This is a genomic window from Streptomyces sp. YIM 130001 (genome assembly GCF_003574445.1).
In the GTDB taxonomy this organism is placed as follows: Bacteria; Actinomycetota; Actinomycetes; order Streptomycetales; family Streptomycetaceae; genus Streptomyces.
In genome coordinates, this window is sequence record NZ_KZ984562.1 from 21,013 (window position 1) to 39,650 (window position 18,638).

Below are 18,638 nucleotides of genomic sequence, written 5' to 3' on the forward strand. Positions count from 1 at the left end.
CTCATTGGGTCGGGGCCTTCGCCGGGACTTGGCTCATTGGGTCGGGGCCTTCGCCGGGACTTGGCTCATTGGGTCGGGGCCTTCGCCGGGACTTGGCTCGTCGGGCCGGAACCTCCCCCGCGACCTTGCTCACCCCGCCGCAACCTCCCCCGCGAACTCCCGCATCCCCTCCGTGAATCCGACCCGAGCCCGCCAGCCCAGCGTGGCCCGCAGCCGTGACGAGTCGGCGGTGACGTGCCGGACGTCCCCGAGGCGGTACTCGCCCGTCACCACCGGCCGCGGCCCGCCGTACGCATCGGCGATCGCCCCCGCCATCTCGCCGACCGTGTGCGGATCGCCGCTGCCGGTGTTGTAGACAGCCAACGCCCCTGGCGCGGCTGCGTCCTCGAGCGCCGTCGCATTGGCCGCCGCCACATCGCGTACGTGCACGAAGTCCCGGCGCTGCAGCCCGTCCTCGAACACGCGGGGCGTCTCGCCGCGTGCAAGGGCCGAGCGGAAGAGGGCGGCCACCCCGGCGTACGGGGTGTCCCGGGGCATCCGCGGCCCGTACACGTTGTGGTACCGCAGCGACACCGCCGTCCCGTCCGTCGCCCGGGCCCAGGCGGCGGCCAGATGTTCCTGGGCCAGCTTGGTCGTGGCGTAGACGTTGCGCGGATCCGTCGGAGCGTCCTCGCCGACGAGACCCGGCGCCAACTCCGCACCGCACACCGGGCACAGCGGCTCGAACCGGCCGGCCGCCAGTTCGGCCACCGCCCGCGGCCCCGGCCGCACCACCCCGTGGTGCGCGCAGGTGTACCTGCCCTCCCCGTACACGACCATCGAGCCCGCAAGGACCAGGCGGCGCACGCCCGCGTCCGCCATGGCGGACAGCAGCACCGCCGTACCCAGGTCGTTGTGCGAGACGTAGTCCGGTGCGTCGCCGAATCCGGTGCCGAGGCCCACCTTGGCCGCCTGGTGACTGACGGCGTCGACCCCGGCGAGCGCTTCGCGGACCGCCTTCTCGTCCCGCACGTCCGCGCCTTCGTCCTGTCGCAGGTCGAACACCACGGGTTCGTGCCCGCGAGCCGCGAGCTCCTGGACGACATGGGACCCGATGAACCCGGCACCGCCGGTGACCAGTACACGCATGAGCCCCACGCTAGGGCGGAGCACCGGCCGAACCGAGGCAGCCCGGCGTCACGTCACAGGTCCGTAAGACCATCGGCGGTACGGTCCGGCGGCCGGTCGGCTCGGCCGGGCGGCTCGATCCCGCGGCTCGACCGGGCGCGCCTCGCTCAACGGTCGAGATACGCCGGTACGGCCGGCCCGCGCCGGTGGTCCGTGTCCGACTGCGGCAGACCCGGCTTCGGGAAGATGTGCCCGATGCGCTTCGCCACCGCCTTCCCGGACATGAACAGCGCCTCCGCGATCCCCTTCCCCTCGTCGGACCGGCCCTGCGCCAGACACTCCAGCACCTCGCGCTCCCGGCCCGTCAGGGAACTCATCGGCTCCTCGCGGTCCCTGCCCGTCACCGGCTGCGAGACCACCTCGGGGTCCATCGCCGTGCCGCCGGCCGCGACCCGTGCGACGGTGGCGACGAACTCGGCGCCGTCGGTGACCCGTTCCTTCAGTACGCATCCGGCGCCCTGCGAGCCCGTCGTCAGCAACTCGCGCGCGTACGGCGCCTCCACGTACTGGGAGAGCGGCAGGACCGAGAGGTTCGGCGGCCGCTCGCGGGCCGCCACCGCAGCCCCTCGTCGGTGAAGTCCGGCTCCCGCACGGGCGGGCCCTCAGGTTCTCGAGCCCTCAGCCGGTCTCGCCCAGATGTGCGCGCCCCGCCTGCGACCGGGCGAGCCAGGACCCGGCACCGGAACCGGCAGCACGTGCCGGGCCGCCCGTGGTGTTCAGCGTCAGGTGGAGCCGCGTACCGCTGCCCCCGGCAGCCGGATAGCTGCGGGGCTCGTCGGAGTCGAAGAACCGGCTGAGGAGCAGCGCGACCTCCCGCGCCGAATCGGGATCACCGGCGACGATGCGGATCTCGACGCGTGCCTCGGCGGTGGCCGACTGTTCACTGCGGCGCGGCCCGGTCGGGCCGAGCGGCTTCGGTGTCTGCAGGGTCATGTCTTCGTGCCCTTCGTGCCCTTCGTGCCCTTCGTGGCTCTGTCGGCTCCGCTGTCGCCTCTGTGCTGCGGGCGCAGGCGTGCGCGTATCCCGGCGCCCAGGTCGCGGCGGGACGGGGCGGCGGCCGGTGCGGGGCCGCCGACCGGCGGCCGTGTCGCCCGGTGGGTGCCGCGCGGGCCCCGCACGCTGCGGCTGTAGCGGTGCAGCGCGATCCGTTCGTCGTGCTGGGCGTTGAGGCGGCGGATGAGGTAGATGCCGATCACGATCATCGCCAGGATGACCGCGACGGTGATTCCGGTGTCCATGGCCCGTTACCTCCCGACGCGGGCGCCGGACGGCGGGGCCATGGCCCCGCCCTCCGCTTCCCACGCCGCTGCCTGTGAGCCGCCCGGCGGGACTACCGCGGCGGGGGCGGTCGGATGGTGTTCCCGCTCGTCGGCGATCAGCGCACTGCCCGTACGGGCCATCCGGGGCGTGCACGCGGCGACCATCAACCGCTCGGCCGCCTCAGGTGCGGTCTCCGGCGGGATGATCAACAGGTCCCAGCGGCCCACATGGTAGGAGAACAGCAGGAGTTGGTGCGGGTCCTGCTCGCCGCGGAACCAGCCGACCTTCACCACATGGCCGTTGACGGGAATCTTGCGCGGTACGTGGGGCCAGTGCGTCGGATTGACCGTGAGGCGCGTGATGCGTCCCCAGAGCGGGTCCAACATGTCGGCCAGGGCGGGGAGTTCGCGTTCCAGGTCCCGGGAGCGGGGCCACCAGGCGCCGTCGAGGAGTCCGGTGCGCGGGCCCGGGGGCTTGAGGGACAGCCGCAGTGGCGGGTGCCCGGGGGGCTCGGAGGCCGGCGTGACCGGCGGGGTTCGTGCGGTGATCACCGTCATGGTGTCGACCTGTCCCCGGGCCTGTCGCGCTCGGCCCGGTGCAATAGAACCGAGAGACAAACCGGCACGGAAGCCGGTCGAGAAGCGCTCTCGGTCCTGCCCACGCTACTCCGGCAGCCGCCCCGACCACGACTGTCCGACGAGCGCCCTTCCGCTTACGGACGCCGGTGCGGCTTTGCGGGCGCGTACGGGACGGGTGTCAGTGGCCGCCGTCGGCGGAGGCGAAGTCGGGCAGTTCCGTGGACAGCAGGTCGTCCGCGGCGCCGTCGAGGAGCTTGGCCGTCTCGGTGGAGCGGGGAAGCATGATGTCCTCGTACGCGCGGACGGCGTCGTCGACCGAGTCGTGCTCGACGAGGGCGCGGGCGATGTCGGCGGCGTCCAGCAGCGCGAGGTTGACCCCGACACCGAGCGGCGGCATGAGGTGGGCGGCGTCGCCGAGCAGCGTCACGGTGGGGTGGTGGTCCCAGATGTGGGGGACGGGCAGGGCGTGGATGGGGCGGTCGACGTAGTGGCCGTCGTTGTCGGTGATCAGGCGGCGCAGACGGGGTGACCAGTCGCGGTAGCGGTCCAGGAGCAGCGCGCGGATGCCGTCGGTGTCCGTGGGCGCCAGTCCCGCTGCGGTGATCCAGTCGGCCGGGACGCGCTGGATGAGGTACACGCGGATGTGGTCGCCGCTGTTCCGCTGGGCGAACAGGCCACGCTCGCCGTCGGCGGCCGCGGCCCCGCCGAGGCCGACGAGTTCGGCGATGTCGGGGTGCCGGCGGTCCACGTCGTGGAACCAGGCTTCGAGGAAGCTGACTCCGCTGTACCGGGGTGCGGCGTCGGAGACGGCCGGGCGGACCTTGGACCAGGCGCCGTCCGCGCCGATGACGAGGTCGGCCTCGACGGTGGTGCCGTCGGCGAAACGCAGCTGCCGCGGTCCGTCCGAGGGGCCGGTGACGTGCGTGAGGGTGCGGCCCCAGCGCACGGTGCCGGGCTCGAGCGATGCGAGGAGCAGGTCGCGCAGTTGGCCGCGGTCGATCTCCGGCTTGAAGCGTTCGCCCTCCTCGGGGACATGGTGGAAGAGGGTCGCGCCGGACGGGTCGAGCTGGCGCATTTCCTGCCCCTCGGGGCGAGCGAGCTCGAAGAACTCGTCCAGCAGACCGGCTTCGCGCAGGGCCGACTGTCCGTTGTCGGCGTGCAGATCGAGGGTGCCGCCCTGATCGCGGGTGTCCGGTCCGGCGTCCCGGTCGTGCACGGTGGCGTCGATGCCGTGCCGCTGGAGGATGCGGGCGCAGGTCAGGCCGCCGGGGCCGGCGCCGATGATGGCGATGCGGGGGGTGTGGGTGGCGTTCATGGGGTGCTCCGTTCGTGACGCGTGGCAGCACGGCGGCCGGCGGCCGGCGTGCGGTGACTGGCGTGCGGTGGCCGCCGTACGGCTCGAGGAAGTGGGCGGGGTGGTGGGCCGCGGCGGCGTGCTGGGCCGCGACGCGGGCCGGGGCGGCCGGCACGGCGGCGTTCGGCGGGCCCGGCGGGCAGCCGTGAGGAGCCGGAGGTCCGGCGGTGCGGGCCCGGGATTCCGCGGTGAACGGCGACCCGGGGCTGGGGCCCGTCCGCCTGCTACGAGAAAAGCACACCGGATCCCTAAGTGCAACCGTTCAACTTTTGCATCGGGTCAACCCACAGGTACAGTGCAGCCATGCCCAGTCCCGAGCCCGCGGACGCCGCGTCGTCACCGCAGCCCACCGCCGCGCCGGCCGCCCCCCTCGGGCGCCGCGAGCGCAAGAAGGCAGCCACCCGGCAGGCCATCGCGGATGCGGCCCTGCGCCTGTTCCTGGAGCGCGGATACGACGACGTCGGCATCCGCGAGATCGCCGACGCCGCCGATGTGTCCACCACCACGCTGTTCAAGCACTTCCCGGCCAAGGAGGCCCTCGTCTTCGACGAGGACGTCGAGCAGGAGGCCCGCCTGCTGGGTGCCGTACGCGACCGGCCCGACGGGCAGTCCATCCCCGCGGCGCTGCGGGAGCACGCGCTGGCCGACCGCGCGGCGGGCGGAGGCGGCGACCCGGAATTCACGGCGTTCCGGGACCTCGTGACCAGCACTCCCGCCCTGCGCGACTACCTCCAGGGCATGTGGTTGCGGCACGCCGCCGCCCTGTCCCAGGTCATCGCCGAGGAAAGCGGCCTGCCCGCCGACGACCCGGCCTGCAGCGCGCTGGCCCACTTCGCCCTCGAGGCCCCCCGCGCCGTCCACCCCCACGCCGACCCGCGGCACGCCATCACCCGCGCCTTCGACCTGCTGGAGCTCGGCTGGAACGCCCTGCCCCGCACCGGGAAGTGAGGACGCAGCTTCCGCGCCCCCGGGTGCACGCCTCAGTCGATGCGGAACCGGCTCCCCTCGGTGTCCTGCACCGGGATGCACGAGTCGTGGCCGCAGTCAGGCGTGCGCACCTGCACCGCGCCGAGCGGGACCGGGCGTGCGCACTCGGCCCCGAGCGCGGCGAGGCGCTCTTCGCCCAAGAGCCCGTCTCCAGAGGCGGCGCACCGTGACGAGGTGGTTCGGCAGGGCCGGGGTGCGCTCCGTCCCCGGTGCACCTACCGCGCGTTCACCTGCTCCGTGAGTCTGCCCTTGCGCAGGTGGAGAATCCGGTCGGACTGGGCGGCCAGGTGCTGGGAATGGGTGACGACGACCACGCATTTGCCCTGTACGTGGGCGAGTTCGGCGAAGGTGTCGATGATGCCCTGGGCGGTGTCCTCGTCGAGATTGCCGGTGGGTTCGTCGGCGAACAGGATGTCGACGTCGCAGGCGAGGGCCCGCGCGATGGCGACGCGCTGCTGCTGGCCGCCGGACAGCTGCAGCACATTGCTCATGGCCATCGCCCGGTCGAGGCCGATGTCCTCAAGTATCCGCAGTGCACGGGCCCTTCGGCTTCCGATGGCGGGCTTGGCACCGGTGATCTCCATGGCGGTCGTGACGTTCTGCAGGGCGGTCATGTAGGTGAGCAGGTTGTACTGCTGGAAGATCGTGGCGGCGTGCTTGTTGCGGTACCGGCCGAGACCGAGGGTGGTGAGGTCCTGGCCGTCGAAGCTGATCGTTCCCTTGGTGGGGGTGTCGAGGCCGCTGGCGAGGCTCAGCAGCGTGGTCTTGCCGCTGCCCGAGGGGCCCAGGATGGTGGAGAAGGTGCCGCGTTCGAAGGCGTGGTCGATGCCCTTGAGGACTGTGGTCCTGCGGCGCTGACCGGAGTAGGTGTGGCTGACGTCCGTCAGGCGCAGTACGGGCACGGAGGTGGCGTTGACGCTGGTCATGGCGGGTCAGTTGCCCTTCGTGAGGATGGAACGGGGACTCAGGCGCAGCACCGCACCGGCCGGGACGGCCGTGGCGAGCAGGCCGATACCGAGGCCGACGGCGCCGACCGTGGCGAGGTCGGCCGGGTCGAGTCGTACGGTGATCTCGTCGATGGGGTCGGCGTTCTCGACCGGCTTGTCGTTCATGTCGATGCCTTCACCGACGCCCGTACGCCCAGGGGCCGGTGGCTCCCAGGAGTCCAACTTCTCCTGGGCGGCGGAGGCTTCCGTGCCGAGCAGCGCCTGGCCGGCGCTCTGCGTGAGCCGCGGTGCGAACAGCGCGCTCACACCGATGGCGAGAGCGGCCACCACCACGATTTCCAGGGCCTGTTGGGCTATCAGCCTGCTCTTCTTCTCGCCCATCGCGAGGAGTACGCCGTACTCCTTGCGGCGCTGCTTGACGGCGAGGTTGACGAGCAGGGCCAGTACGGCCGCGCCGGCGAAGCCCATCAGCCACATGGCGACGGTGGCCGTCGAGCTGATGCTCTTGAGCGGGCCGGTCATCTGCCGGACGGCCTTGTCGTTGGCGGCCAGCTCGAATCCGTCCAGTGCCGAGCCCGCGACTTGCTCGGCCTCCTCCTTGAACTCGCCCTGTGCATCGGCGTCCTGGAGAAGGAACGTCGCACTGCCGGCCTGCTGCGCACCGTCGTTCTCGGAGCTGAGCGAGGAGAGGCCGCCGACCGCGCCGTACAGCATGTTGGCCGGGCTGACGCCGTACTCCGGCTCGGGCTCCGAAGTGGCGCGCGGGTCACGGTAGATGCCGGCCACGGTGAAGTCGGCCGTGGTCTTCTCGTCGTTACCGGTCAGCGCGAACGTGTCGCCGACCGCGAGGCCGTTCTGCTTCGCCAGTCGCTCCTCGATCAACAGCCGTCGGCTGTCCTTGTCGGCGGCCGTGAGGTGCTTGCCGGACAGGAGCGTGAAGTTGCCGCTGCGGAAGTCGGGCAGCAGTGCGGAGTCGAGGACTCCGACGGCCGCGGTGCCGCCCGGCCCCATCGGCTCCTGCGGTCCGCCCTCGACCAGCTTGTTCTTGCCCTTGATGATGCCGCGATCCCACAACGAGTAGGTGTACTTCTGCACTTGGGGCAGCTTCCCGAGCTTGTCGACCGTGCCCGCGTCGATCCGCGGTGCCTGCAGACCGCCACCTGATCCGGCCGAACTGCCCAGGTCCATCTGGAGGTTGACCTCCGCGCCGACGGACCGCTTCGCGTCCTGCTCGGCCCGTGCCGTGGCGCCGTTGATGAGGACGCCGGCCAGCACCATCAGGGAGATGACGAGGAAGGTGGCCCAGGTGATCAGAGTGCGGCCCTTGCGGGCCCACAGGCTGAGCCCTGCGCGTTTGACGAAATTCATGGGGGTATCGGCTCTCTGGTCCGTGCGGATGGATGGGTGGATGGATGGGTGGTCGTTTCGGGCGGGGTGTCGGCACGGGCGGCTCACCGGCCGGGGCGGCTGGCCGGTCTCACCGGCTACGGGCGGCTGTTCGGCCCCACCGGCCGTGCGGGGACCCGGTCATTCGGTGTCGGTGAGGATGGACCGCGGGTGCAGACGGACGATTCCGATGCCCGGGACGACCGTGGAGACCAGGGAGATGCCGAGCCCGATGGCGGCCACCTTGCCGACGGTTGCGGGCTCGACCCGTACCTCCGGCGCAGCCACCTCGGCGCCCCGTGCATCGCGCCCGCCGGCCGGGGCCGGACGGTCGTCACGACCGCCGAGCAGCGCGTCGCCCACGTGCTGCCCGGCGAGCGACCCGGCGAGCGCGGCGAGCGCGACGGCCGGCAGCGCCAACGCCGCCACCTCCACGGCGTGCTGGCCGATCAGCTTCCACTTCTTCTCGCCCATCGAGAGCAGCACGCCGAGCTCGGCCCGCCGCTCACGGATCTGCAGCAGCACGACGAGACCGAGGACCAGCGCTCCGGCCAGGGCGATCACCCGGACGATCAGGCCCGCGAACGTGCCGACCTGCTGGATCGGCCGCACCTGGTCCCGGTACGCCTTGTCGTTCACCCGGAAGTCGAAGTCGCCCTTGCCGAGCAGGCGTCGGGCCTCCGCGTGCAGCTGCTCGGCCCGGTCCGGCGACCCGATCCTGAACACCGCCTCGCGGACCGGCTCGGTGCCGTCGCCGAGCTTCTGGGCCGTGGCCATCGGTACGTAGAGCGTGTTGCCGGGCAGTTCGTGCGGCGGCTGCCACTCCTGCGGATCCTGCGTCGGGTCCTGGAAGACGCCCACGATCTTCATCGGTACGGTGCGCTCGCCGTCGGCCGACCGCGCATGGACGGTGCCGCCCACCCGGAGACCGTTCTTCTCGGCCAGGCGCTGCTCGATCACCGCGACGTGACGGGCCGCGTCCGATGGGGAGATACCGCGGCCGTCCGTGATCTTCATCGATCCGTACGAGAAGGGGAGCAGCATGCCGGAGTCGCGGACGCCGTGTGCGGAGAGGGGGCTCCGGTCCTCCTTTCCGGCACCGGTTCCGGTGCCTCCGGGCCTCGGTACGTCCGACGCCAGCGGAACGACACCTCGCGCCGCCCCCGCCCGTACCGGAAGCTCCGGGTTGTAGCGGTGCACCAGCTCCGAGGCGCCGAGCCGGTCCGCGCGGGCCGGGGTGAGGCCCTGCTTCTCGACCGTGACATCGACGCCGATGGTGCGCTGCGCATCCGCCTCCTGGCGGGCGGCGGCGCCCTCGAGCAGGAAGCCGCCGAGCAGCAGGGTGCAGATGACGACGAAGACCGCGAACAGTCCGGCGGTCCTGGACCTCCTGGCACCCAGGCTCATCCCGGCGCGCTTGACGAAGTTCATGCCGCGACACAAGCAGGCGGCCGTGTGCAGCGGGATAAGCGTGTTACGCCGGGATAAGCGCGTTACAGCGGCGTAAGCCCTGCCGTCCCCCACCGTGACCCGTGACCCGTGACCCGTGACCCGTGACCCGTGACCCGTGACCCGTGACGCGTGACCCGTGAGGCGTGGCCGTGCCCCGCGGCCCCCACCGCCCCGCGTCCTTATCCGCCTGCAATCCCGGCCTTGATTCCATGAGCCCATGAGAGTTCTCGTAGCGGAGGACCACCGCATCCTCGCCCGCACCGTGGCCACCGGTCTGCGCCGCGAGGCCATGGCCGTCGACATCGCCGCCACCGGGGACGAGGCCGAGCGGATGTGCCTGCTCACCGCCTACGACGTGCTGATCCTCGACCGCGACCTGCCGGTCCTCAGCGGCGACGAGGTGTGCAGACGGCTGCGCGAACTCTCCGACCCGCCGCGCATCCTGATGCTGACCGCGGCCGGCGAACTCACCGACAAGATCTACGGCCTCGCCACGCTCGGCGCCGACGACTACCTGACGAAACCCTTCGACTTCACCGAACTCGTCGCCCGGGTAAGGACGTTGAGCCGCCGTGTCGCCAAACTGCCGCCCGCCGTGCAGCACTTCGGTCCCGTAGCCCTCGACGGGACGCGGCGCGAGGTGTCCGTCGACGGCCGGCCGCTGGAACTGACGTCGAAGGAATTCGCGGTCCTGCACCTGCTCCTGAAGGCCGGTGGAGCCCCCGTACCGCACGACGAACTCGTCCGCACCGTCTGGGACGAGCACCTCGACCCGCGCACCAGCGCGGTCCGCGCCACCGTCAGCCGACTGCGCGCCAAGCTCGGCGACCAGGTCCTCATCGCCGCCGACAAGGGAGAGGGCTACCGGCTGTGCGACTGAACCCGCGGGCCCTGCTGCGCAGGCTGCCGTTCCGCTCCCGCCTGGCCGTGGCCTTCTCCGGGCTCTTCCTGGTCGCCGGCATCATCCTGCTCGCCTTCGTGGTCGTCCTCGCGCGCTACGGAACGGACCAGCAGGTCCAGGGCATGTCGGTCAGGTACGGCGACCTGCCGGACGAGGAGGCGCCACCCTTCGGGCCCGTACGCCCCACCACCCCGCACGGCACGACGGAGCCGCAGGGGCGGGTCGCCGACGTCGCCGTCCAGAAGATCGACCAGACCGTGCAGGCCGTCCAGGACACCGCCCTGCGTCAGATGATGGTCTGGTCGGCCGTCGGCCTCCTGGTGATGGCGCTCCTCGCCGGACTGCTCGGCCGGTGGCTGGCGGGCCGGGCCCTGCGCCCCGTCGCCTCCATGACCGAGGCGGCCCGCCGCATCAGCGAACAGAACCTGCACCAACGCCTCGCGCTCACCGGCCCCGACGACGAACTCCACCGTCTCGCCGACACCTTCGACACCATGCTCGACCGCCTGGAGAAGTCGTTCGAGAGCCAGCGCCGCTTCGTCGCCAACGCCTCCCACGAACTCAAGACACCCCTCGCCGTCCAGCGCACGAGCCTCCAGGTCGGCCTCGCCGACCCCTTGCCGGACGCTCTCACCGGCGTACGCGAGGACCTGCTCACCGCCAACCGGGAAGCCGAACAGCTCGTCGACGCCTTGCTGTTGCTGGCCCGCAGCGACCGCGGCCTGGAGCGGACCGAGCCCGTGGACCTCGCGGCCACGGCCCGATCCGCCCTCGCCGAACTCGCCCCGCTCGCCGCCCGGTACGACGTCCGCATCGCCCTCGAGGCCGGCGCCGCACCGACCGTCCCCGGCGACCCGGTCCTCCTCCGCCACCTGCTCACGAACCTGATCCGCAACGCAGTCCAGTACAACCAACCCGCCGGCCACGTCCGCGTCCACCTCGACGCCCGCACCCTGACGGTCACCAACACCGGACCCGTCGTACCCCCGGAACGCATCCCCGGCCTCTTCGACCCGTTCCGCCGGCTGGCCACCGACCGCACCACCACCACCGGCCACGGCCTCGGTCTCTCCATCGCCGCATCCATCGCCACGGCCCACCACGCCACCCTCACAGCCGCCCCGGCCCCCGACGGAGGCCTCACCCTCACCCTGCACTTCCCCTGACCCGCGGAGCCCCCGCCGGATGAGCCACGAACGGTCAGGCCGCCACTCGTGATACCTCTCCCGGCTATGGGCGATCTTGTGACAGCGCGGCTGGTGCTCCATCCGATGACGGCCGGCGAGGCGGAGCGAGTGCTGGCGGGCGAGTCGGGCGGTGGCACCCGATGGGCGCCCGGGTACCCCACCGAGGGCGACGCCTCCGCCGTCGAGCGCTTCCTGCGCACCTGCGCGGACACCGGTGATCCCCAGCCGTTCGGCACCTACGAGATCCGTCGCCGCGAGGACGGCCGGGTGATCGGCGGCGTGGACTTCCACGGACCGGTGGACGAGCACGGCAGCGTCACGATCGGCTACGGCCTCGTCCCGTCGGAGCGGGGCAAGGGATACGCGTCCGAAGCCCTGCGCGCACTGCTGCTGTATGCACGGGAACGCGGTGTCACCAGCGTGAAAGGCGACGCCGACCACGACAACATCGCGTCCCACCACGTCATGACGGCGGCCGGCATGCGGCCGACCGGCCAGGACGAACGCGTCCGGTACTTCGAAGCCTCCTGGACGGACGCGACGGACGCGACGGACGCGACGGACGCGACGGACGCGACGGACGGTACCGGACCGTGCTCCTAGCGATCGCGGCGTGCCGCGCCGTGCCGTGCCGGGGTGGACTACTCGCCTCTCGGCGCCGGGCCGAGGCGGCTCACCGCTCCCGCGTCTCCTGCGCCTCCTCGAACTCGCGGCGGATGGCCTCGCCGCCGCGAGCGCGCCAGTCCTTCATGGTCTCGTCCCAGCTGGACACGGGCTTGCGGCCGCGGTAGATGTCCTTCGCCGCGTTGTCGAGGAGGGTTCCCAGGAGCGCCTGCTTGGACGCGTACGTCGGCGAATAGAGACCGTAACCGGCGTTGAGGATCATGGATTCGGCGGAATGCCTGAGGTTCTCGTACACCGCGTCGGCCGCGTCGGGAAAGCCCGCGTAGTAGATGGGGGGCGCGGTGTCGACGAAGTACCCGAGGGGGAAGTAGGTCAGTACGGTCTCGCTGTTTCCCGCCCTCGTCGACCTCGGCTCTCCGTCCTTGAAATTGAAGTCGTGCCCCTCGATGCCGTACTTACGGAAGGTGTACTCCTTCGTACCGAAGGGCGCCGCCGCCCAGTTGAGGACTTCCAGGATCATGCGGGTGCGTTCCGGTGACGTCGCGGAGATCGCCGTGATGGAGTTGTTGGGGGCGAACCACACCTTCCCCGGCTTTCCGTCGGGACCGGGAATCGTGGGCATCGCGATCTCGAAGTCGTCGACGGTCGCCTGCTGGTAGAAGCTGGGCAGCCCGCTGAAGGTGTCCTGGATCATGGCCGTGGCTCCCTGCGGGAACCACACTTTCCCGTTGAACGAGTTGATGGCGTCCGGGTGCAGCATTCCCTCCGCACTCATGCGCCGCCCGACCTCCAACTGCTCCTTGCGCTCCTCCATTTCGCTCTCGTGCGTGAACCTGCCGTTCTCCTCCTTCCAGACGTTCGGCATGTCGAGCATGGTGGACAGCACCGTGTTGGGTACCTGCGAGAACGCCCACATGTTCCGGCGCTCGTCGGTCATCTTGCGGCCGATCTCCAGGAGTTCGTCGATCGACGTGAAATTCGGGTCGACGCCGCGCTTACGGAAGAGGTCCGCCCTCGACAGCATCGTGTTCGCGGCAAGCACGCCTCGTACGACCGGAACGGCATAGATTTTTCCGGCGAACACGCAGCCCCGCCAGGATTCCGTCGGCAGATTCGCCAGGAACGGGTACTTCAGGATCTCGGAGCCGGACAGATAGGGAGTCAGGTCCTGCGCCTTCGCCTGCAGGAGCTGCGGCAGATAGGGCGGGGTGCCGAAGATGTTCCAGACGTCGCCGAGTGTGTCACCGGCGATGGAGGTCTGCAGCTTGTCGGGGAAGTCGGGGCCGGGAGCCATATTCAGCTCGATGTCGAGATTGAGCTGCCGATTGAGCTCGCGCCAGTAGCGGTTCTGGTCGACTCCCGGCGGAATGGGCCCGGAAACCGGCACCGTGCCGGACAGCCTGGACCCGTCTCCCGGACGGCGGGTGATCGTCCGCTCGGTGTCCTTCGGATAGTGCCGGAAGGCAGCGGGTATCCGGCCCGAGGCGGGCAGGTCCGGCTTGGGCCCTTCCCAGGGCCGGTACGCGGGGAGCTTCACACCCCTGTTCATGGCCTTGATGTCGGTGGAGCGGGTCACCGTGGAACATCCCGCCAGGCTCGCGATCCCCGTGGAGCCGAGGAGCAGCCCGCCCACGCCGCTCACGAAGGAACGACGGTTCATCGGCTTTCCCATGTTCATCCCTTCACTGCCCCGGTCAGCATTCCCTTGGCGAAGTGGCGCTGCAGGAACGGATACGCGATCAGAATCGGCACGATGGAGATGACCAGGATCGCCATCTGGATCGACGCCTGCGGCGGCAACTGGTCGGCGCTGGTGCCCAGATCGGCACCCCCGAGTTCGGTGTTCTTGACCACGTAGGTGCGCAGCACGAGCTGGAGCGGCCACTTGGCGGTGTCGCTGATGTACAGCAGGGCGTTGAAGAAGGCGTTCCAGTACCCGACGGCGTAGAAGAGCCCGATGACCGCCAACACCGCACGCGACAGCGGCAGTACGACGCGCCAGAAGATGCCGAACTCGCCGGCGCCGTCGATACGCGCGCTGTCGATCAGCTCCTGCGGGATGCCCATGAAGAAGGCCCTCAGGACGATGATGTTGAAGCCGTTGATCGCCGTCGGGATGATCAGCGCCCAGTAGGAGTCGAGCAGCCCGAACTCCTTGACGACCAGGTAGTTGGGGATGAGCCCCGGCGCGATCAGCAGGGTCACCAGGACCAGCATCAGGATCGGCTTCTGGCCGAAGGCCCCCGGGCGGCTCAACGAGTAGGCGAGCATGGTCGATCCGACGAGGCTGACCAGCGTGCCCACGAAGGTGATCCCGACACTCACCAGGATCGCCTGCGTGACGACACCGCCGGCGAAGATCGTCGAGTACGCCGTGGTGTCGAACCCTTCGGGCCAGAGTACGAAGCCTCCGGCGTCCGTGACCTGGTCCGGGGTGGCGATGCTGGTGGAGACGATCCCGAAGAACGGGATGATCACCAGCGCGCAGATCACCACGAGGACGACGCCCTTCAATGCCCTGACCGGCATCGACGGAGCATCCAGGTTCCGGGGACGGCGCTGCTTGGGCCTCGGTGGCCGCTCGGTGCGGGCGGAGTGTTCGGTCGTGTCGATCATCGCTTCTGGTACACCCCTGCCTCGCCGAATACGTGGGCGACCCGGTTGGCGCCGTAGACCAGCACGACACCGACGAGCCCCTTGACCAGTCCGACCGCGGCAGCCACACCCCATTGGCCCCCGATGACACCGTTGTTGTAGACGTAGGTGTCCAGGACTTCGCTCGATTCCCGTCCGAATGCGCCCTGTTGGAGAATGATCTGCTCGAATCCGACGGACAGTGAGTCACCGAGCCGGAGGATGAGCAGCAGGATGATGATCCCGCGCATTCCGGGCAGCGTGACGTGCCACAACTGCCGCATTTTCGACGCCCCGTCGACCTTGGCCGCTTCGTAGAGCGCAGGGGATATCTGGGACAGCACGGCGAGGAACAGGATCGTCGCCCAGCCGGTGTCCTTCCAGATCACCTGGCTCGTGATGACGGCGATGAACGCGTCGGGATTTCCGAGGATGTTGACCGTGCCGTGCCCGCCCGCACGCAGTGCGTTGTTGATGAGGCCGGCGCCGCCGAGCATCTGCTGGAAGACCGCGACGACGATCACCCAGGAGAGGAAGTGCGGCAGATAGAGGATCGACTGCACGATCCGCTTGAGCCGTTCCGACAGCAGGCTGTTGAGGAGCAGCGCCAGCAGGATCGGCGCGGGGAACACGAACACCACCTGGACGATGGTGATTTCGAGGGTGTTCCGCAGCGCGTTCAGGAACTCCGGGTTCCCGTCGAAGATGACCGAGAAGTTGTCGAAGCCGACCCATGGGCTGCGCCCGATCGGAACGAACGGCAGGTACTCCTGGAACGCGATGAGGTTGCCGAGCAGCGGAAGGTAGAAGAACCCGAGCAGCAATGCCACACCGGGCACAGCCATGAGGATCAGGACCCGGTCACGGCGCGCGCGTTGAATCCAGCTCAGCTTCTTGACCGGGGGAGGTGGCTTCCCCGCCGAGGAAGGCGGCGGAGATTCCTCGGCTACCGCCTGCTCATCCAGCAGACGATCGCGGGCCCGGGGGCCGAACGCGACGCGATAGACGTGTCGGAGTCCGGCCTCGTCGACGGCATCCTCTTCCAGCCCGTCACCTTGTCCGCGGCCGACATCTCGACGATCGGCGGCCGCAAGCATCCGCTGGTCCTGCTCGGCGAGGAGGAAGCACCCCCGGAGTTCGACCGCGTGATGATCGACAACGTCGCCGCGGCGGCCGAAGCCGTAGCCGTCATCGCCGCCCTCGGCCGCCGCCGCATCGCCTACCTCGGCATCGAACCGGAGCCGCTCACCGCCGCGACCGTCGACCGCACGGCCGGCTACCGGGCCGGGATGCGCGACGCCGGGCTGCCGGTCACGAAGAACCGCCTGCTCCCGCTCGACGGACTCCAACCGTCGGACGGCGAACGTGCCGTACGGCGGGCGATCGAGCGGGGCCTCCGCTTCGACGGACTCCTGTGCAGGGACGACGGGTTGGCCGTCGGTGCGCTCCGCGCCCTGCGCGCCGCGGACGTCTGCGTACCGGACGACGTGGCCGTCGTCGGCTGGGACGGCGACGCCGTCGGCGCCTTCCTCGAGACGAGCCTGACCACCGTCAGCCCGGACACGGACGCGATCGTCGGCACGGCACTGGACTTCCTCACCGAACGCATCGAGGGCTACACGGGCCCGGGCCGCCACGTCATCGCCCCCCACACGATCGTCTTCCGGGAGAGCGCTCCGGGGGCGTAGGCGCCCCCCCGGGCACCGGCTCGCCTTCGGTCGCCCACGGGGGTGCGCCCCGGACTTCGACGCCTCGGGTGTTCCGCACGGCCATCTCGGCGCGCACCCGGTGGATCTGAACACCTTCGCCGCCGCCCAACTGCAGGGCGGCGGGCGGGGCGTGCTCTCCCCGGTCTGATGCCTGCAGATCCACGAGCGGACCGTCTCCGTCACGACCGCCACCGATACGAACCGGGCCGACGCGACGACGACACACGGCCATGGGCCGACGACGGCCACGTTGAGCGCCCGCGGACGGCTCGGACACCGATCCGTCGTCCCTCGATGCGACGCCTTATTCGGGGCTCCGCGCTCCGGGCAGCCCCAGAGACGGTTGAACGTCGGCATTCACTTGACCGCCCAAGGTCATGACATTAAGGGTTGCGGAATTCTCGTTGGCAATTGCGCTCTCTACGCGCGCAACCAGTGTTGTGAACGCTTCGTCATCCGAAAGTTCCCTGTACGGACCAACCTTGGTCTCGAAGTAGACACGCTCATGAGCCAGGAGCTGCTCGGTCGACCGGTAGTTCTTCCACTGCTCCCGGTATCGATACACGCTCTCGAGGGAGACGGAACCAACTACTACCAAGCTCAGGACGGTGGCGGTCAGCTTGGCGAACGACAGATCGAGGTTCACCAAGACAGGTACCAGAGCACCACCAACCACCGAGACCGTGCGCATGCGAAGGTGCATGGCCTTCGTCTTCACAGCCTTCTTGTCGTACCACGCTTGGTATTGCGTCAGCCTGCCGTCCACATAATCCTGCGCTGCAGCCACTGAGCGAGTAGGCGACGGGTGGGCTTCAAGTGACTGCTTCCCGCTCTTCTCCGGCATGCCGGGAGTACATCGGTACGTGCTCATGGCGTCAACTCACCAACTCGGAACGCACTGACCGAATCACCCCATGCTCCAGAGCCTTCGTCCCGTCCGCCGTCGCTCGGCTCCGGCCGGGTCGATGGTGGGCGGGATGGAAGGGGACGGAAGCTCCCCACGCACCGCGTGTTGTTCCACCTGCCGCAACAAGCAGGAGAGTGGTCCGGGCCCACGGAGTCGCCGTCATGGCCGCGGCGCGTTGGTGGCGAGTCCCGGGGTGACGAGATCCGCAGCGTCGGCGGTGCCCATCAGGCGCCGGCCCGAGCGGGCGAGCGGGCGCGGGTGGGGCGGCCACCCCCAGCCGCCCCGTGGCCAAGGCCGAGTATCTCTGCCTCTGACTCGCAGAAATCTATGTCGGCTGGAGTAGACATTCGGGTGGTGGCGTGGTTATGGTTTCTCTCGTAACGCAGAGAGACAGTGAGGCCTGGCAGAGACGAACTGCCGGCAGCAGGATCCGCAGTTGCAGTGCGCAGGACGGTGCGGTGGTGGAGTTTCGAAGCCAGGGCTGTTGCAGGACGGCGACGGGACTGACGACCGGACCGGGTGGCCCGCAGTGATCAGGGGCCGCCACGAGCAGTACCGCGCTTCATCCATGGTGCTATCCGCGGGTGTAGCGCACCGCAGTGCAGTCAGTGAGTAGTTCCTCGGCGAAGGCGCCGGCTGCGGGCGCGCGTACCGGGAAGTTCGGCAGTGGGGTTCCAAGCCAGAGCAGACGCAGGACGGGCAACGGGGCTGGCTGTCGAAGAGTGGCGCTGTCGCAGGCCACAGAGCAGAAGGAAAGCAGTACCAACAGCAGTAGATAAGTGCGTTGAACCCAGAGGGAAGAAACGGAGGAGCCAGGCGCCATCAGGATCGCCCGGACGGAAGTCATGAGTCCGGGTACCGCAGGACATCGATAGTGAGGTGGTCTCCGGTCAAGAAACCGCGATCCCCGCAAACCCGACGCCTCCCAGGCCGGGTCAGCGGAAACAGAGAGCCGGCGCAGCACCAAGGCCGGCAGATGGTGTAGCAGTTCCTTCGGGGCCCGGGTGCCATACGGCACTCGGGCCCCTCAACGCGTTCCACAGAGAGGTGCAAATGACAGCAGATGACACGTTCGGCCGTCTCGACGACGACGATTACCCCGCTTACACGATGGGCCGCGCCGCCGAAATGCTCGGCACCACGCAGGGCTTTCTCCGCGCCATCGGAGAGGCCCGCCTCATCACCCCGCTGCGTTCCGAAGGCGGCCACCGCCGCTACTCCCGCTACCAGCTACGCATCGCCGCCCGCGCCCGCGAGCTCGTCGACCAGGGCACCGCCATCGAAGCGGCCTGCCGCATCGTCGTCCTGGAAGACCAGCTCGAAGAAGCCCAACGCATCAACGCCGAATACCGCAACGCCGCCGAATCGCAGAACCCGCCAACCGCGGGCTGAGGCGGAGCGTGCCCACCGCATACCGCACCCGGGCGCCCTGCACCGAGGCCAGCGCCCTGCCTGAAGCGTCCCCCGGCTCGGCACGTACAGCCGCCCCCGGGCGGGCTCTGCTGGTCGGAGTCGGCGCTGCTGGCGAACCCGGACGCCAGTGCC

20 protein-coding genes are annotated in these 18,638 nt (G+C 70.0%); 6 read left to right on the forward strand and 14 right to left on the reverse strand.

Going from position 1 to position 18,638, the window contains the following annotated elements; genetic code table 11:
- Nucleotides 1-129 precede the first annotated feature (129 nt).
- From DSC45_RS24685 to DSC45_RS24710, 6 genes are all read right to left on the reverse strand, one after another.
- Nucleotides 130-1,128, reverse strand: a complete 999-nt coding sequence (locus tag DSC45_RS24685; RefSeq protein ID WP_119294136.1) for an NAD-dependent epimerase/dehydratase family protein — start codon at nucleotides 1,126-1,128, stop codon at nucleotides 130-132.
- Nucleotides 1,129-1,274: 146 nt separating this feature from the next.
- The gene (locus tag DSC45_RS24690; RefSeq protein WP_240434827.1) at nucleotides 1,275-1,724 is read right to left on the reverse strand and encodes a LuxR C-terminal-related transcriptional regulator; all 450 of its coding nucleotides are present in this window, start codon (nucleotides 1,722-1,724) and stop codon (nucleotides 1,275-1,277) included.
- 61 nt (nucleotides 1,725-1,785) lie between these two features.
- The gene (locus tag DSC45_RS24695) at nucleotides 1,786-2,100 is read right to left on the reverse strand and encodes a hypothetical protein (protein ID WP_240434828.1); all 315 of its coding nucleotides are present in this window, start codon (nucleotides 2,098-2,100) and stop codon (nucleotides 1,786-1,788) included.
- Nucleotides 2,097-2,405, reverse strand: a complete 309-nt coding sequence (locus DSC45_RS24700) for a hypothetical protein (RefSeq protein WP_119294137.1) — start codon at nucleotides 2,403-2,405, stop codon at nucleotides 2,097-2,099. The genes DSC45_RS24695 and DSC45_RS24700 overlap by 4 nt, the downstream gene beginning before the upstream one ends.
- Before the next feature lie 6 nt (nucleotides 2,406-2,411).
- Entirely contained in the window at nucleotides 2,412-2,984 is a 573-nt protein-coding gene (locus DSC45_RS24705) for a DUF5994 family protein (RefSeq protein WP_119294138.1), read from the reverse strand.
- Nucleotides 2,985-3,183: 199 nt separating this feature from the next.
- Nucleotides 3,184-4,320 carry an FAD-dependent oxidoreductase gene (locus tag DSC45_RS24710; RefSeq protein WP_119294139.1) on the reverse strand — a complete coding sequence of 379 codons (1,137 nt, stop codon included), beginning with the start codon at nucleotides 4,318-4,320 and terminating at the stop codon, nucleotides 3,184-3,186.
- 342 nt (nucleotides 4,321-4,662) lie between these two features.
- Between DSC45_RS24710 and DSC45_RS24715 the strand changes: the two genes are divergently transcribed.
- Nucleotides 4,663-5,307, forward strand: coding sequence for a TetR/AcrR family transcriptional regulator (locus DSC45_RS24715; RefSeq protein ID WP_119294140.1), 645 nt, complete (start codon nucleotides 4,663-4,665; stop codon nucleotides 5,305-5,307).
- A 32-nt stretch (nucleotides 5,308-5,339) separates the two neighbouring features.
- On the opposite strand, the gene DSC45_RS24720 is transcribed toward DSC45_RS24715, so the two are convergent.
- The 4 genes from DSC45_RS24720 to DSC45_RS24735 all read right to left on the reverse strand — a co-directional run bounded on the left by DSC45_RS24720 (nucleotide 5,340) and on the right by DSC45_RS24735 (nucleotide 9,110).
- Nucleotides 5,340-5,486: a hypothetical protein gene (locus DSC45_RS24720; protein WP_162929342.1), complete on the reverse strand. Its 147-nt coding sequence runs from the start codon at nucleotides 5,484-5,486 to the stop codon at nucleotides 5,340-5,342.
- Nucleotides 5,487-5,561: 75 nt separating this feature from the next.
- Nucleotides 5,562-6,272, reverse strand: coding sequence for an ABC transporter ATP-binding protein (locus DSC45_RS24725; protein WP_119294142.1), 711 nt, complete (start codon nucleotides 6,270-6,272; stop codon nucleotides 5,562-5,564).
- Nucleotides 6,273-6,278: 6 nt separating this feature from the next.
- Entirely contained in the window at nucleotides 6,279-7,661 is a 1,383-nt protein-coding gene (locus tag DSC45_RS24730; protein ID WP_119294143.1) for an ABC transporter permease, read from the reverse strand.
- Nucleotides 7,662-7,820: 159 nt separating this feature from the next.
- Nucleotides 7,821-9,110 (reverse strand): FtsX-like permease family protein, encoded by a 1,290-nt coding sequence (locus tag DSC45_RS24735; protein WP_119294144.1) that lies wholly within the window; start codon nucleotides 9,108-9,110, stop codon nucleotides 7,821-7,823.
- A gap of 238 nt (nucleotides 9,111-9,348) precedes the next feature.
- Here DSC45_RS24735 and DSC45_RS24740 point away from each other — a divergent pair, with 238 nt between their 5' ends.
- The 3 genes from DSC45_RS24740 to DSC45_RS24750 all read left to right on the forward strand — a co-directional run bounded on the left by DSC45_RS24740 (nucleotide 9,349) and on the right by DSC45_RS24750 (nucleotide 11,822).
- A complete protein-coding gene (locus DSC45_RS24740) occupies nucleotides 9,349-10,011 on the forward strand; it encodes a response regulator transcription factor (protein ID WP_119294145.1) in 663 nt (220 codons plus the stop codon).
- Nucleotides 10,002-11,198, forward strand: coding sequence for a sensor histidine kinase (locus DSC45_RS24745; RefSeq protein WP_119294146.1), 1,197 nt, complete (start codon nucleotides 10,002-10,004; stop codon nucleotides 11,196-11,198). Before DSC45_RS24740 ends, DSC45_RS24745 begins: the two co-directional genes overlap by 10 nt.
- Nucleotides 11,199-11,264: 66 nt before the next feature.
- Entirely contained in the window at nucleotides 11,265-11,822 is a 558-nt protein-coding gene (locus tag DSC45_RS24750) for a GNAT family N-acetyltransferase (RefSeq protein ID WP_119294147.1), read from the forward strand.
- Between the two features lie 70 nt (nucleotides 11,823-11,892).
- On the opposite strand, the gene DSC45_RS24755 is transcribed toward DSC45_RS24750, so the two are convergent.
- The 3 genes from DSC45_RS24755 to DSC45_RS24765 are packed head-to-tail and all read right to left on the reverse strand — an operon-like array spanning nucleotide 11,893 to nucleotide 15,322.
- On the reverse strand, nucleotides 11,893-13,515 hold the full coding sequence (locus DSC45_RS24755; RefSeq protein ID WP_162929345.1) for a type 2 periplasmic-binding domain-containing protein: 1,623 nt from the start codon (nucleotides 13,513-13,515) through the stop codon (nucleotides 11,893-11,895).
- A gap of 2 nt (nucleotides 13,516-13,517) precedes the next feature.
- Nucleotides 13,518-14,459 carry a carbohydrate ABC transporter permease gene (locus DSC45_RS24760; RefSeq protein WP_119294149.1) on the reverse strand — a complete coding sequence of 314 codons (942 nt, stop codon included), beginning with the start codon at nucleotides 14,457-14,459 and terminating at the stop codon, nucleotides 13,518-13,520.
- The gene (locus DSC45_RS24765; protein ID WP_240434829.1) at nucleotides 14,456-15,322 is read right to left on the reverse strand and encodes an ABC transporter permease subunit; all 867 of its coding nucleotides are present in this window, start codon (nucleotides 15,320-15,322) and stop codon (nucleotides 14,456-14,458) included. Before DSC45_RS24765 ends, DSC45_RS24760 begins: the two co-directional genes overlap by 4 nt.
- 30 nt (nucleotides 15,323-15,352) lie before the next feature.
- On the opposite strand from DSC45_RS24765, the gene DSC45_RS24770 reads away from it, so the two are divergent.
- Nucleotides 15,353-16,165, forward strand: coding sequence for a LacI family DNA-binding transcriptional regulator (locus DSC45_RS24770; RefSeq protein ID WP_119294151.1), 813 nt, complete (start codon nucleotides 15,353-15,355; stop codon nucleotides 16,163-16,165).
- Nucleotides 16,166-16,490: 325 nt separating this feature from the next.
- On the opposite strand, the gene DSC45_RS24775 is transcribed toward DSC45_RS24770, so the two are convergent.
- Nucleotides 16,491-17,030, reverse strand: coding sequence for a DUF4231 domain-containing protein (locus DSC45_RS24775; RefSeq protein ID WP_119294152.1), 540 nt, complete (start codon nucleotides 17,028-17,030; stop codon nucleotides 16,491-16,493).
- A 1,116-nt stretch (nucleotides 17,031-18,146) separates the two neighbouring features.
- On the opposite strand from DSC45_RS24775, the gene DSC45_RS24780 reads away from it, so the two are divergent.
- Nucleotides 18,147-18,485 (forward strand): MerR family transcriptional regulator, encoded by a 339-nt coding sequence (locus DSC45_RS24780; protein ID WP_119294153.1) that lies wholly within the window; start codon nucleotides 18,147-18,149, stop codon nucleotides 18,483-18,485.
- Nucleotides 18,486-18,638: the final 153 nt, after the last annotated feature.

What these genes read in the sequence shown, in the direction of transcription:
- DSC45_RS24685 (WP_119294136.1), bottom strand. Translation starts at nt 1,128, where the DNA reads ATGCGTGTACTGGTCACCGGCGGTGCCGGGTTCATCGGGTCCCATGTC.
- DSC45_RS24695 (WP_240434828.1), bottom strand. Translation starts at nt 2,100, where the DNA reads ATGACCCTGCAGACACCGAAGCCGCTCGGCCCGACCGGGCCGCGCCGC.
- DSC45_RS24700 (WP_119294137.1), bottom strand. Translation starts at nt 2,405, where the DNA reads ATGGACACCGGAATCACCGTCGCGGTCATCCTGGCGATGATCGTGATC.
- DSC45_RS24705 (WP_119294138.1), bottom strand. Translation starts at nt 2,984, where the DNA reads ATGACGGTGATCACCGCACGAACCCCGCCGGTCACGCCGGCCTCCGAG.
- DSC45_RS24710 (WP_119294139.1), bottom strand. Translation starts at nt 4,320, where the DNA reads ATGAACGCCACCCACACCCCCCGCATCGCCATCATCGGCGCCGGCCCC.
- DSC45_RS24715 (WP_119294140.1), top strand. Translation starts at nt 4,663, where the DNA reads ATGCCCAGTCCCGAGCCCGCGGACGCCGCGTCGTCACCGCAGCCCACC.
- DSC45_RS24725 (WP_119294142.1), bottom strand. Translation starts at nt 6,272, where the DNA reads ATGACCAGCGTCAACGCCACCTCCGTGCCCGTACTGCGCCTGACGGAC.
- DSC45_RS24730 (WP_119294143.1), bottom strand. Translation starts at nt 7,661, where the DNA reads ATGAATTTCGTCAAACGCGCAGGGCTCAGCCTGTGGGCCCGCAAGGGC.
- DSC45_RS24735 (WP_119294144.1), bottom strand. Translation starts at nt 9,110, where the DNA reads ATGAACTTCGTCAAGCGCGCCGGGATGAGCCTGGGTGCCAGGAGGTCC.
- DSC45_RS24740 (WP_119294145.1), top strand. Translation starts at nt 9,349, where the DNA reads ATGAGAGTTCTCGTAGCGGAGGACCACCGCATCCTCGCCCGCACCGTG.
- DSC45_RS24750 (WP_119294147.1), top strand. Translation starts at nt 11,265, where the DNA reads ATGGGCGATCTTGTGACAGCGCGGCTGGTGCTCCATCCGATGACGGCC.
- DSC45_RS24755 (WP_162929345.1), bottom strand. Translation starts at nt 13,515, where the DNA reads ATGGGAAAGCCGATGAACCGTCGTTCCTTCGTGAGCGGCGTGGGCGGG.
- DSC45_RS24760 (WP_119294149.1), bottom strand. Translation starts at nt 14,459, where the DNA reads ATGATCGACACGACCGAACACTCCGCCCGCACCGAGCGGCCACCGAGG.
- DSC45_RS24765 (WP_240434829.1), bottom strand. Translation starts at nt 15,322, where the DNA reads ATGGCTGTGCCCGGTGTGGCATTGCTGCTCGGGTTCTTCTACCTTCCG.
- DSC45_RS24775 (WP_119294152.1), bottom strand. Translation starts at nt 17,030, where the DNA reads ATGCCGGAGAAGAGCGGGAAGCAGTCACTTGAAGCCCACCCGTCGCCT.
- DSC45_RS24780 (WP_119294153.1), top strand. Translation starts at nt 18,147, where the DNA reads ATGACAGCAGATGACACGTTCGGCCGTCTCGACGACGACGATTACCCC.